The sequence below is a fragment of the Psychrobacter sp. CX97 genome, assembly GCF_057396285.1.
The window spans coordinates 1-14,740 of the sequence record NZ_JBXYJE010000011.1 but is presented as its reverse complement, the minus strand read 5'-3'; the positions used below and the strand labels follow the sequence as shown (position 1 = coordinate 14,740).

Sequence of the window (14,740 nt, the reverse complement as noted above, 5' to 3'; positions counted from 1 at the left end):
ATATATTGCAAAATCAGGTTTAACTCGCAAAACGTTTTTAATGAATGAAAGACATATTTGTGTAAATCGCATCTATCAACGGTCTCTATTTATGAAAGTTTAGCGACCGCTTTGAAACAGCTACCCATAAAGGTGGCTGTTTTCATTTATGTCATTTTTCAGGGCGTGTTCTCAACACTTAGCATGTAGCACTCAACACTTATTCAAATAAAGATACACGTGTTGCCTTAACCCATTTTTAAACCTCTTCTTATACTGTCTATTTACCGCTGTCTTACACACCCCTTAAAAAAGAATATGCTACACTTAGCAATATTTGCAAAAATGGCAATACCTATATAATAGCGTAAAAAGAAACATAGGGTAAAAATAAACGTTCAAATTATTTACTATCTTTTTACTGTTATCTTAATCAAATAAATATTAAAAAGCTTATTCCAAAAGGGCTCATTATGATTCGTCATATTAATCAATCAACACTTAAGCAATCCATACTTAAACAATCCCATGTTAAAAAATTAACACCTTTTACTAAAAATCTCATAGTCATGTTGACACTTAGTGTCGCTTTGGTGGGCTGTAATAATAATTCTACAGACACCACAGCCAAGGTGGATAACACTACTGAATCTTCAAACTCAGTAAACAATGCTAACAATAAATCAGTAGAAAAAAAATCTAACGATGATGTATTGAGTGCACTTCAAACCAATCTCAAAGCTTCAGGTATTGAACAAACCTTTACCTCAGCAGTACCTACCGACATGCCAGATATCTACTGGGTAACTGGAGATGGGACACCTGCATTTTATACGGATAAGGAAGGAAAATATGTTATTCAAGGTCAAATTGTAGAAGTAGGTGGCGACCATCCTGTTGATATAAGCTCAGATTTAGTGGCTAAAAGTGCTAAAGAAAAACTAGCCGCTGTTGATAAAGATGAGTTGATTATCTACCCTGCACAGGGAGAAACAAAAGCAGTTATTTATTCCTTTACTGATGCCGACTGCCCCTATTGCACTAAACTACATTCAGAAATGGAAGAAATCAATAAACTAGGTATTGAGGTACGTTATCTTGCGTGGCCACGCAGTGAAAAAAGTATTCCAAAGATGGAGTCAATTTGGTGTAGTGATGACAAAGTTGATGCTATGAATAAAGCGAAATCTGGTGAGATAATAACAGCCTCATCATGTAAAAATCCTGTTATATCTCATATGAAGTTAGGAATGAACTTAGGCGTCAGCGGTACACCTGCCATATTTACTGAGTCTGGTATACAGATTGGGGGCTATTTGCCTTCTCAACAACTCGCGAAAGCGGCGATTGATAATTCTTAAATTTAGATAGCCTACTGGCTGTTGCGATAAATTATTCCAATCCTATCTTTTGGGTATAGTTCCTATTCGACTATGGCCTAAAAGGTGGTAATTTCTAACAATATATTTAGCATTCATTCAGCCTTATTGGCAGAGTCTGACATCCCCTAGGATTTATTGGGTATTTAGTGCAAGGGACGAAATTTGCGCTAAAAAATAGCGTTTATTTGTCAATAGACACAACGCATGCTATTTGAGTCACTTTGTCATTAAACAATCTTTAATAGGCTTAAACACTTATCCTTTTGTTTGCGTTATTTATGCTCGTTATTTTGGTATGTCTTTTACCAAAATAGCGAGCTTTTTTTTATAACTTCACTCCCCCTCAAAGCTATACTGTATAAAGTTTTAAACTATATTTCAGCCTGCATGTTTTCTATGACACCTCTTGTTAATTGACTGATTTATTTGGCTATCGAATCGATTTAAGCTATTGGGTCAATTTTGATCAGATAGTTTAAAAAAACTAAATACTATATTAATATCACTTAGATTTATATTATCATAAACAATAGTTATAAATTATCATTGCAATTTTCATGAAAAAAATATATAAATATTCTTTTATTTAATATAAATTTACACTATATTACAATTAATAATTATAAATAAAATAATATTACATATTATTAAAAATTTATATAAATTCAGTATAAAAATTTTTAGCTTTTTTTACTTAGAAATTAATTATTTTTATGATTAACTTATTTTTCAACCTTATTTAGATCCTCTAAGGATATTTGAATACCCCTAGGAAAACTAGCATGAACCACGTCTATAAAGTAATATTTAATACAGCCACTGGTACATTTGTTGCTGTTGCAGAATACGCCAAAGGCCAAGGCAAAAGAAGCAATAGATCCGTTGTAAAACCTAAGTCAAACTCTGTCTTTAAGAGGAGTGCTTTGGTAATCGGTATTTGCACAGCTTTTGGCATGAGCGCTCCAGCTATGGCAAATCAGCAAGATGATGTTAAGTGTTTGCTGGGGGGTGGAATAACACAGGTTCAGAGTCAAGAACAGACGCTTGCCAATGTGAGAGCAATAGACCCTGATAATTTTACAGGTTTAAAGTCTGAAGTGGCTTGTGGTTATAACGCTGAGGCATTAATGCAAGGTGCGGTCGCTATCGGAATGAACTCTAAAGTCTATGCGCCTATAAGAGAAGACAAAGGTCAACATAAATTAACTGCTGATGGTGGGGTGGCTATAGGTTATGGTGCAAAGGCAATAGGGGATAACTCAACCGCCGTTCAAGATTCAGATCCAAGAGGTGAAGCCTTGACGCCAACCGCAATCGGTGGTTTTTCGTCAGCTTATGGCGATGGTACGGTAGCCTTTGGTGAAAGTGCTCAAGCGTCGGGGAAAGGCGCTATAGCAATTGGTGCCAAAAGTGATGCAAATCGTGAAGCTACTATATTGAGTACTACTGCAGGTGTCGCTGCTACCTCCTCACAACCGACGCAAGATAGAAGTAGAGTATTCTCAATTGATTATGTTGAACTAAGAAGTTTAAATGACGGTACTACTACCTCTTCAACTAGGTCTACTGAAGATAAAACGCTTATTGGGTATTCACAGGTTTATGCCCCTGATTATGCTGCTACAGCAGAAAAAACGGCTATCGCAGCAACGGTAAATGGCGAATTAGCCCCGCTATCAATAGGTAACCCTGATCAAACTCGTCAAATTATTAATGTTGCAGCAGGTTCGGCAGATAGCGATGCTGTAAACGTAGCTCAGCTTAGGTCTGTTGCTATTGCAGCGGATAAAGATACTTATTTTCATGTCAATGATACAGGTACGGTACAAACACCAGTAATATCTAACTTAGGAAAACTAGATGCAACCGCTGGTGCAAGTGGTGTTAATGCTTTAGCTGCTGGTATGAGTGCGCAAGCCTCAGGCAGTAAAGCCGTTTCAATCGGCATGAATACAGATGCAAGCGGCAGTAGTAGTATTGCTATAGGTGAAAAAGCTCAGTCTTCAAGTAATAATAGTATTGCTATAGGTGCTGATACTAAAGCGTCTTCAACTTACACAACAGCAATTGGCCGTTCAACTCAAGCCACTAAATCTGGAGCCACTGCCATTGGTGGTGGTACAGCAAGTGGCGCAGCTAAAGCAGGTGGATCAGGAGCGGTTGCGATAGGTGGGGGTTATAATAGCAATGTAGGTGCAAATGCCGAAGCAACGAGATCTGTTGCGATAGGTAACGCATCCACTGCCACTTTAGTGGATTCTATTGCTCTTGGTGCTAAGTCTATCGCCAATCGAGATATCCCAACTGTAAGTGGTTATGATGCCTTAACTGGTCTACCCTCAACTAACACTGATTCTACGTGGCGTGCGACTACAGCTGCCGTCTCAGTCGGGGATGGTACCACCCTAACCCGTCAAATCACTAGTGTGGCAGCGGGTTCTGAAGATACCGACGCTGTTAACGTGGCTCAATTAAAGTTGGCAGAAACCCATTATTTTAGTGTCAATGATAATGATATTGCCCAAGGCAACTACAATAATAATGCGGCTAATGCGGCTGGACTGGGTGCAATAGCCATTGGACCTAATACTACCGTAACCAATCCAGACTCAATTGTAATGGGTAATGGCGCCAATTCAAATCTGAATCATGCAAACGATTCTCAAACTGGTGATTTGGTCATTGGCGCTGATGCTTCTAGCGCAATTACCTATTATTGGAATGCTGCCAGTGGCGCAAATGGCTATAATAGCGCAAATGTTGTATTAGGGGATCAAGCGTCATCAAGTAGCCCTGGTGGTGGTGCTGTCGTCATAGGCGATAGTGCTAGCAACCAGACTTTTGCAGGTGTAGCAATTGGTAATTACGCTAAAGTAACAGGTATAGATGGTAATCAGACATTTGGTAATAATGGTGTTCAAGGTGGCGGTATAGCAATAGGTGCTTATGCGGAGTCTAATTATAGCGGAGAAACTCAAACACCTTATGATGGTAATGCAACGCCAGTTGCTCTTGGTGCTCAGGCCAAAGCCATGGCTGACGGTGCGGTTGCTTTTGGCGAAATAACACAAGCTTTGGAATTAAGAAGTACCGCTCTAGGTTCTAGATCAACCGCCTCTGTAGACCATAGTGTGGCACTAGGTGGAGAGTCAATTGCCGACAGAGAAGGATTAACTGGGACTTTAGCTGCTCCTACTACTGTAACTACCGCTGCTACGCCTACACTGGCTGACAGTCAAGTGTATGCTTCTACTCTATCAACTGATGCGGATAAAGACGCTATTGCTGCTACGGTTAAAAGCAATATGGCTATTGGAAATATGGGTGCAGTGTCTGTGGGTAACGCTGACAATACTCGTCAAATTACAAACGTTGCCGCAGGCTCTTTAGATAGTGATGCGGTAAACGTAGCCCAGTTAAAAGCGGTAGGTAACTTAGCCAGTAGCCCACTAACCTTCACAGGTAATGTTTTACAAGATACAGATGCCGATGGTTCACAGCAAAAGCTAGGATCTACGCTTGAAATCTCTGGTGGAGCAACTGCTGATTCACGCAATGATAATATAAAAACGGTTGTTACAGATGGCAAAATTGATATTCAATTGCTTGATGCTCCAACTTTTGAAGGCGTAGTAAAAGCCAATGGCTTTGATGCAAACAATAATAAAATCACTAATGTAGCTGATGGTTTAATTAGTGATTCATCCAAAGATGCTATCAATGGTAGTCAACTTAATGAAACGATAAATAAACTAAATAAAGATACTTACTTCCACGTTAATAAGGCTGACGGTTCTAACGCCGGTACAGGTAACGCCACCACAAATTTAGGTAAAATAGAGGAAGCAGCAGGGGCCACGGGTGCAACTACTGTTACCGCTGGCGAAAAGGCTAAAGCCACTGGAGATCGTAGCATAGCCGTTGGTTTTAGTACTGAGGCAACTGGCCGCAACGCCACCGCAGTCGGTTATCGTGCTGAAGCGCAAAGCGAGCAAAGTATCGCAATAGGTTATCGTACCGAAGCACAAGGTGAAGGAACTACTTCAGTAGGCTCACAAAGTGGCCGAAGTACCGCAGGTGACGGTCATACAAGTGTTGGGGTATTAGCAGGTGCTTATGCCAGTGGTTCTCGTAATACTTCTTTAGGTATGCAAGCTGGTTCAGGAACAGACGATAACAACAAAAATGTTGGTGTAGATAATGTATCTGTCGGTTATCAAGCTGGTCAGAATGTCGAAGGGAGTCGTAACGTTTCGTTAGGTGGACTATCTGGACAGGGTGTAGTTGGTGCTCAAAACTCAGCAGTAGGTCACTGGTCTGGCCAAAACGTAACCGGTACAGGCAACAGTTCAGTTGGTTACCGCTCTGGTCAACAGATTAATGGCAAAAATAACGTTGCTTTAGGTATCGGCGCTGGTAATAACATAGAAGGCAGCTCTAATATTGCCATTGGTGAAAGTGCGGGTATAAATTTAGGTAGTACTTCAGAGGCGATAAACAATACGATATCAATTGGCGAACGTGCACAAGCTGAAGCTGGAAACGCAATAGCGCTTGGTACTGAATCCCAAGCTACTATTGAAAATAGTGTTGCTCTTGGATCTGCATCTATAGCAACTAGAGACATCCCTACTGTAAGTGGCTACGATATTCTTACAAATACGAACTCTACTATCCAAGACTCTACATGGCGAGCTACCCAAGCTGCAGTTTCTGTTGGTGATGTAAGTAATGACCTAACCCGTCAAATTACCAGTGTCGCTGCAGGCTCTGAAGATACCGACGCGGTAAACGTTGCACAGTTAAAACAAGTAGCACAGACCCCTCTTACTTTCTCTGGCGATACAGGGGCTGATTTTGACCGTAAACTTGGAGATACGGTCAATGTCGAAGGCGGTGTCACAGATGCTACATTGTTAACTGACAATAATATCGGTGTGGTTAGTAACGAAGCTGATACTCTTGACGTTAAACTGGCAAAAAGCTTAAAAGGTTTAACTGATGCTGAATTTACTGATGCTAACGGTAATATTAATAATGTCACTGGCAATGGGGTTATTATCACACCTAGTGATACCTCAAAAGACCGAGTTAGATTAACGACAGCAGGTTTAGATAATGGTAATAACAAAATCGTTAATGTTGCTGCTGGAACATCAGATACTGATGCCGTAAATGTTTCGCAAATTAAAGGTTTGAAAACCGAAGTTAAAGCTGGCAAACAAGTGACAGTTGATAAAGACACAACATCTGCCGACGGTCATACCATCTACACGGTTAACGCCACTAAAACCATCCTTACTGCCGCTACTGACGGCAAGGTAGCCGTCATAGGCGGTACAGAAGATGCTGATGGCTTACTTACCTATGAAGTTGATCTTAATCAAACTACTAAAGACGCAATCGCAGACGGTAAAAAGCACAATACAGTAGCTGCAGGTAACAATGTGACTATTGATACAGATACTAATGCTGCTGCAGGTACTGAATATACCATCAATGCAGAAAAATCTACGGTGTCATCAGATAGCTTAAGCGTTACCGGTACTAAAGATGAGGCAACTGACATTACTGATTATAAGGTTGAGCTCACTGAAGACACTATCGAGAGTCTAGGTAAAGCGGACTCTGCCCTGCAAACTGTGGTGACCCAAATCAACGGTACTGAGGTGAAAACGCTTGATCAAGACGACAATGTTGCCAACTTTAAAAACGGTGACAACATTGTCTTAAGTGATGAAGATGGTTCTATTAAAGTAGCCACAGCCAAGGATGTGACCTTCGATTCAGTCACTGCCGATACCGTTTCAGTAGGTCCAGTGACTATTGATAACACGGGTATTGATGCAGGCGATACAGTCATTACCAATGTGAAAGCGGGTGTGAACGCAACAGATGCTGTTAACTTGAGTCAGTTAAGTAACGCCGCTGCGGGATCAAAAGAAGCTGTCAGGTCTGCTGATGAGTCTATCACTGTCACTACTACTCAAAACGATACCACCGGTGCAACGACCTTTGATGTTTCTGTGAATACAGACGATATGACTATTACTAAAGATGATGATGGGAATGTTATTGCAGTTACGCATGGCTTCACGGCTGATGATAAGGGTGCTATATCTGCTGAAATCCCTACCTCTCTTGCCACCTCAAATGATATAGCAAAGGCCATAAATAACTCAGGTTTTATTGCTAAAGCTAATAGTGATGAAGGCGAACTTATCAATATAGGAAATGAGGTTAATTTCGTTAATGGTAATAACATTACCATTACTCGCGAAGGTGCTAACTTTACCGTTGGTACTAAACCAGAAGTTGCTTTTGATACAGTCACAGTAGGTCAAGTCAATATAGATAAGACGACTGGTATTGATGCTGGTAATACGGTCATGACCAACGTTAAAGCAGGTACAGACGCAACAGACGCAGTGAATGTCAGTCAGTTGAACAAAGTTGGTGGGGTAGCAGATAGTGCTCTGCAAACTATAGTCACTCAAATTGATGGTAAAGAGGTTAAAACCATTAATAAAGCCTCTAATACAGCTAACTTTGTTACTGGTAAAAATATCATGTTAGAAGATGATGGTAATGGTGGTATTAAAGTGTCAACTTCTGATGAGGTAACATTTAGTACAGTAAACGCGGTTAATATGACAGTCGAAAATGTGGGTAATACACCAAACTCAGTGACCAACAAACAATATGTTGATGATGGCCGTACGCAAGTTACCTCTAATAATGGTACGGTAAGTGTCATTGAAACCACAACGGATAATGGCGTCAGTTATGACCTATCAGTAAATGCTCAAGGTGTCACAAACAATTCTCAATTACCTGTTGTTTATACAGACACTGAAGGAAATAAACTTTATAAGATAGGTAATAGCTTTAATACTGCGATTGATGGTAGTGGTAATGTAGTAGAAAACGCTAACATTATGACGAGTATTCAAAATGCCAATGGTTCCACAACAGTACCGACAAAACTCGCTAATGTAGCTGATGGCGATATTAATGCGGGTAGCTCTGATGCTATTAATGGTAGTCAATTAAATGATACTAATCAGAAGGTGGCACTTAATGCTGGCAATATTGCAACCAATCGTAATGATATTGCAGGCAACACGGCTAATATTAGTAAAGGATTAAATGTTGGTAATGGCAATACTGCAAACAACTACCAACTTGGTGATACTGTTAATATTACAGGCGATAATAATATAGCTACAACGACTTCAGAAGATGGGGTTCAAGTAGCATTGGCTGATAATATTACAGTGGAGAGTGTTAGCATCGGTGATACGTTTATTGATAACAACGGTATCACTATAACCAATCCAGATACGGCTAATAATCCTATAAGTGTCACTAGTCAAGGTCTCAATAATGGGGGGAATACTATTAAAAACGTTGCGCCAGGCGTGTATGGTACCGATGCAGTCAATGTGAATCAGTTGAACGATCTTGGCTATAAAATGGCCGTTCAAATAGATGACTTAGAAAATCAGCTATCTGCAGGTATAGCTTCAGCAGCCGCAATTGAAAATGCACCCTATGTTGCTGGTAAATGGACTTATGCTGCAGGAGCAAGTCATTATAATAGTGAATCAGCAATAGGTGTTAGCCTGCGTCGAACTGCCGATAACGGTCGCTGGTCTATAAATGGGGGCGTATCAACCAATACAGAAAATGATCCTTTATTCCGTATTGGTGTTTCAGGTGTTATTGATTAAATCTTAGTTTTAATGCTCTTGGTCAGACTTGCTATTCCTGAATTAGCCAGTCTGGCTCCCCTATTTACTATTACAAAATCAGTAAGGTATCACTTATGAAAAGACTATTTTCAATACTCTCCTACACTATTTTAGCCATCGCAGCTTCAGCTTCAGCGAATACTGTCAATCCTATAAATAAAGATATTGAATTTCCTGATGTTAGTAGATCTTATTTAAAAGATATTCCACGGTATGATCCTATACAGCTGACTCATATTGACAGGGGCATTAACGATGATACGGTGCGTCAGTTAATCGGAAATCCACATTTTAATGAGTTTAACTCGAATAATTGGAATTACATTTTCAATATCCGTCTACCCAATTCAAGAAATTATATACAGTGTCAATTACAACTACATTATAATAAAGATGATGTGGTAGAGAACTATTACTGGAATAACCCGCAATGTGCTGAAGTTATTGAGACAGCCTTAAAGCCTGTACCAACAAACATTCAACCAAAAGTACGCACCTTTACATTATCTTCTGACTTACTTTTTGATTTTGACTCAGCAGATGTAAAGTCTTCGAGTGCATTCAATATCAATAAACTGTCTTCTAGCATTCATCAAGCATACAATCAGGTTCATTCTATTAAAATAATAGGCCATACTGACTACTTAGGTAATGCGTCCTATAATTATGAATTAGCGCTTAAACGTGCTAATGCGATAAGAGATGAGTTAATTCGCAGAGGATTCAACCCCTCCTCTATGACTATATCCAGCATGGGAGAATCCTCACCTTTAACAAATAGCTGCCAAAATATGAGTAATGAGCAAACCAAACTATGTCTAGCGCCCGACCGCCGTGTTGAAGTTCAGGTCGTAGGTCGTCTTAAATAGGGTATAAACAGGTCATTTCATTGCTATAACTTATCATTACTATAAATTAATGGGATCATAAACAATGACCCAGCCACTTACCCTGACTAACCCCTAAGCCAAATCAACAAAAGCTGATAAAATATAAAGGTTAATCAAGAGCACTGATCATCGGATTATTTTGTACCTTTAGGATTTTATGAGGGTTAGCACTTTATTCGCGTTACATTGACTGATAGTATGGGTGTCGTTTTAGACTAAACCGTCAGTTAAAGTGCTGACCGCTAAGTTACTTTTAAACCACTACCATGTTAACTTTAACCTGTAGTCTATTTAACCTTTTAGATTGTATTATTTAGCTTGTTAGCACTAGGGTAGTACTATCTATATAATGTAATGAAGTACTATCTATATAATGATAATTTGATTTGATAGCTGCACCCCCTTAATACTATCTACTCTCTATAATAATGCTTAATAACACTACTGAGGATACCGTGAGTAAATCAATTAAACTTGCCATACTAGGGCTTGGCACTGTGGGTACAGGCGTGCTAGACCTACTAAAAGACAACCTATCAGAGCTTAAAAGACGTAGTGGCCATGACATTTATATCACCCAAGTAGGAACTCGGCGTCAACGTGATGACATAGAGCCTAGTATAAAACAAAACAGCGATTTAATGGCAATTGCAGAGAGCGATGATGTCGATATTGTTATCGAAGTCATCGGCGGGCAAACCATTGCCAAAGAGGTGATTACCCACGCCATTAAAAATGGTAAACATGTAGTAACGGCTAACAAAGCTTTACTTGCAGAACACGGCAACGAAATTTTTGCGTTAGCAGAGCAGCATAACGTACATGTCGCTTATGAAGCTGCTGTTGCTGGTGGTATTCCTATTATCAAAGTGATGCGTGAAGCGTTAGCTGCGAATAAAGTAGATTGGTTAACGGGTATTATCAATGGCACAGGCAACTTCATCATGTCGGAGATGCGTGATAAAGGCCGAGATTTCCATGATGTATTGGCAGAAGCGCAAGCGCTCGGCTATGCAGAAGCAGATCCTACTTTTGATGTCGAAGGCATAGATGCCGCACACAAACTTGCGCTTCTGGCTTCTATTGCTTTTGGTATTCCTCTACAATTTGATAAAGTCTACTGTGAAGGCATAACCAACATTACCCTGCAAGACGTTACATATGCCGAAGAATTAGGCTACCGTATCAAACACTTAGGTTTTGCCGTACGCCGTTATGATGATCAAGATATAGCAGACTGTAATAGAACAGCAACGGGTATTGAATTGCGAGTTCACCCTACTTTGATTCCACAAGACAAACTACTGGCGAATGTCAATGGCGTTAAAAATGCGGTATTGGTTAACTCGCACCCCTTAGGCCAAACTCTTTATTATGGAGACGGGGCTGGGGCTGGGGCCACGGCTTCTGCAGTAATGGCAGATGTGATGGACTTGATTCGTGTGTTAACGGTAGAAGATGACGGACACCATGTGCCGCATTTAGCATTTATGCCAGAGGCGCTATCGAACATACCCATCCTACCCGCTGAACAAATGGTTGCAGGTTACTATCTACGATTACAAGCAAATGATACACCTGGCGTATTGGCAGACGTGACCCGTATCTTAAGCGATGCTGGCATTAATATTGATGCGATATTACAAAAGCCTGCCCATCAAAAAGGACAGGTTCCAATTATAATTTTGACTCTACCGGTTGTTGAAAGTCGAATGAATATCGCCATAAATAAAATAGAAGCATTAGACGCAATTACCTCAAATGTCGTACGTATTAGGCTACACGAATTAGATTGAATATAAACTTTACTAATTAGTTTTTGAGGAAAAACATATAATAAGTCTGTAATATAGGGACAGAAGATATGCTTTTTAGTCGCTCTTAAATTAACTTAGAACGTAACGTACTCACTACTACCCTACTCTGATGTGTGAGTAGGTTTCAAATTAAGGATAAAATTATGTCATCAAATTCAATTGTTATTGTAAGTGGTACACGTACCCCTATGGGTGGATTCCAAGGTAACCTTAGTGGTGCAACTGCCCCCCAACTTGGTGCTACTGCTATTAAAGCCGCTGTCGAGCGTTCAGGGGTCGAGCCTGAAGAAGTGGATGAAGTTATCATGGGTTGTATTTTAACAGCGGGAGTTAAACAGGGTCCAGCTCGTCAAGCAATGCGTAATGCAGGTATTCCAGATAGCACCGGTGCTGTAACTATTAATAAACTTTGTGGTTCTGGCCTTAAAGCGGTCATGCAAGCTCATGACTCAATTAAAGCTGGCAGTGCTAATATTATTGTTGCAGGGGGCATGGAGTCTATGACAAATACCCCTTATATTTTACCACAGGCTCGTGGCGGATACCGGATGGGTCATAAAGAAGTCCAAGATCATATGTTCTTAGATGGCTTAGAAGATGCCGATACGGGTAAGCTGATGGGTCAATTTGCTCAAGAAATGGCTAATGAGAAGGGCTATACCCGTGAGCAAATGGATGACTTCGCTATTGAGTCATTAAATCGTGCTTTAACCGCTATTAAAGAAGGTCACTTTAAAGACGAGATTACCCCGATAACTATTAAAAATCGTAAAGGCGATGTGAGTATCGACACTGATGAACAGCCAGGTAATGCCAATGCAGAACGTATTCCTACGCTTCGTCCTGCTTTTGCTAAAGACGGTACTATCACTGCTGCAAATGCCAGCTCAATCTCTGATGGCGCAGCGGCAGTCGTGGTTACTTCTGAACAAGTGGCTAAAGATAAAGGACTTAACATCGAAGCCAGCATTGTAGCTACCGCCTCTCACTCGCGCCATCCAAGCGAATTTACGATTGCGCCGATTGGCTCTATTGAAAAAGTTTTAGACAAAGCCGGTTGGTCAGTTGAAGACGTCGACTTATGGGAAATCAACGAAGCCTTTGCCATGGTTACGATGGTAACGATGGAAGAACTAAATATCCCTCATTCTAAAGTTAATATTGAGGGTGGTGCTTGTGCGCTTGGTCATCCAGTAGGCTGTTCAGGTGCCCGTATTTTAGTGACCCTTATTAACTCATTGAAACGTACTGGTGGTAAAAAAGGTGTTGCCTCATTGTGCATTGGCGGTGGTGAAGCTGTTGCCGTTGCTATTGAAGTGGCATAACTATTAACATCTATAGTCGGCTAATTTATAATCACTATGATATTAATCTGGTTTATTTAGCCTACAATTGCATTTCTTTCATTCGATTACCTTGTATTGATTTTAAAGTACTTTGACTATATTAGTCTTAACAACCATGATTACATTCAAACACAAAAGAGCCCCAAAGTTGAACTGACCCCCAAAAGTTGGACACAACTTATGGGGTATTTTTATGCGTTACAATCTAGATTTTAAGATCAAAGTCATAGGATACTATAAGCAAGGACATACCGGTCATGCCACAGCAAAGAAGTTTAAAGTGAATCCAAGATTTGTAAGTAAATGGGTCAAGCAATATCAAAGCGGTGGTATAAAGGCTATTAAGCCAAAGACAAGCAAAGCCAAATACAGTAGTGAGTTTAAACTTAACGTACTAACAACGATGCTTACCCAAGGCCTAAGTCAATTGGAAGTTGCTCTAAGGTATAACATCAGCTCACCAGCTTTAATCAGCCAGTGGCACAAAGCTTATCGACTACAGGGTATGTCTGGACTCATATCTAAACGTAAAGGTAGAGCGGCCATGAGCAAACCATTTATCACAGACAAACCAGATGATGAAAAGATATTAGCAGAGCTGAAACGTGAGAATGAATATCTTCGTGCGGAGAATGCCTACCTAAAAAAGCTCGATGCCTTGCTCAGGGAGAGGGAACAAGCCGAGACAAAGCAAGGCTCATCGAAGGACTAAGGGATAAATATTGCATATCAGCTTTACTTAAGATAGCTGATATGCCTAAAAGTGTCTTTTATTACCATAGGTGTCAGTTTGATGCTGAAGACAAATACGCTGATTTAAAGCAGCGTATCATCGAGCTATATTACCAACATAAAGGTCGGTATGGCTATCGTAGAATCACAGCCGCATTAAAGCAGTTAGGCATGCATCATAACCATAAGCTTATTGCCAAGCTTATGAAGCAGTTAAATCTTAATGCGAAGATCAGAAGAAAGAAGTATCGATCCTATAAAGGTCAACAGGGAAAAATAGCAAAGAACTATTTAAAGCGTCGCTTCCATGCTGGTAAACCCAATAAACGCTGGTTAACAGACATTACTGAGTTTAAGGTGGGTGACAATAAATTATATCTATCTCCGATTCTTGATTGCTATAATAATGAAATAGTCAGTTATACCTTATCTAAAAGACCAACCTATGATGTGGTAAGTAAAATGCTAGATTTTGCGCTAGATAAGACGAAAACAAGTCGTCATAAAAAGTTAATGCTTCACTCTGATCAAGGCTGGCATTATCAAATGAAGCCTTTTAGAAAGACGCTTAAAAAGCATAAGATAAGACAAAGCATGAGTAGAAAAGGCAACTGCATAGATAATGCGTTAATGGAGAGCTTCTTTGGCACACTGAAGTGTGAGACCATCTATATTGAAAAGCCTAAAACTATTGATGAACTAGAAAAGCAAATTCATGAGTACATTCATTATTACAATCATGAGCGTATTCAGCTTAAACTTAAAGGACTGAGTCCTGTGAAGTACAGAATTCAGTCCTTGAGATAGACTTAAACCGTCCAACTTTTGGGGGTCAGTTCA

The 14,740-nt window shown here is 40.1% G+C and carries 7 protein-coding genes; all 7 read left to right on the top strand.

The window, feature by feature from the left end; genetic code table 11:
• Positions 1-548: 548 nt before the first annotated feature.
• Entirely contained in the window at positions 549-1,340 is a 792-nt protein-coding gene (locus AC2SLL_RS09500; protein WP_486531526.1) for a DsbC family protein, read from the top strand.
• Positions 1,341-2,143: 803 nt separating this feature from the next.
• Positions 2,144-9,094 (top strand): ESPR-type extended signal peptide-containing protein, encoded by a 6,951-nt coding sequence (locus tag AC2SLL_RS09495; protein WP_486531450.1) that lies wholly within the window; start codon positions 2,144-2,146, stop codon positions 9,092-9,094.
• A 95-nt stretch (positions 9,095-9,189) separates the two neighbouring features.
• Positions 9,190-9,984 carry an OmpA family protein gene (locus AC2SLL_RS09490; protein WP_486531449.1) on the top strand — a complete coding sequence of 265 codons (795 nt, stop codon included), beginning with the start codon at positions 9,190-9,192 and terminating at the stop codon, positions 9,982-9,984.
• Positions 9,985-10,460: 476 nt separating this feature from the next.
• The gene (locus tag AC2SLL_RS09485; RefSeq protein ID WP_486531448.1) at positions 10,461-11,801 is read left to right on the top strand and encodes a homoserine dehydrogenase; all 1,341 of its coding nucleotides are present in this window, start codon (positions 10,461-10,463) and stop codon (positions 11,799-11,801) included.
• Positions 11,802-11,965: 164 nt separating this feature from the next.
• Entirely contained in the window at positions 11,966-13,147 is a 1,182-nt protein-coding gene (locus AC2SLL_RS09480; protein ID WP_486531447.1) for a thiolase family protein, read from the top strand.
• Positions 13,148-13,361: 214 nt separating this feature from the next.
• Complete coding sequence (locus AC2SLL_RS09475; RefSeq protein WP_486530417.1) at positions 13,362-13,880, top strand: helix-turn-helix domain-containing protein; 519 nt, start codon at positions 13,362-13,364, stop codon at positions 13,878-13,880.
• Positions 13,784-14,707, top strand: a complete 924-nt coding sequence (locus tag AC2SLL_RS09470) for an IS3 family transposase (RefSeq protein WP_486530431.1) — start codon at positions 13,784-13,786, stop codon at positions 14,705-14,707. The genes AC2SLL_RS09475 and AC2SLL_RS09470 overlap by 97 nt, the downstream gene beginning before the upstream one ends.
• Positions 14,708-14,740: the final 33 nt, after the last annotated feature.

What these genes read in the sequence shown, in the direction of transcription:
- AC2SLL_RS09500 (WP_486531526.1), top strand. Translation starts at nt 549, where the DNA reads ATGTTGACACTTAGTGTCGCTTTGGTGGGCTGTAATAATAATTCTACA.
- AC2SLL_RS09495 (WP_486531450.1), top strand. Translation starts at nt 2,144, where the DNA reads ATGAACCACGTCTATAAAGTAATATTTAATACAGCCACTGGTACATTT.
- AC2SLL_RS09490 (WP_486531449.1), top strand. Translation starts at nt 9,190, where the DNA reads ATGAAAAGACTATTTTCAATACTCTCCTACACTATTTTAGCCATCGCA.
- AC2SLL_RS09480 (WP_486531447.1), top strand. Translation starts at nt 11,966, where the DNA reads ATGTCATCAAATTCAATTGTTATTGTAAGTGGTACACGTACCCCTATG.
- AC2SLL_RS09475 (WP_486530417.1), top strand. Translation starts at nt 13,362, where the DNA reads ATGCGTTACAATCTAGATTTTAAGATCAAAGTCATAGGATACTATAAG.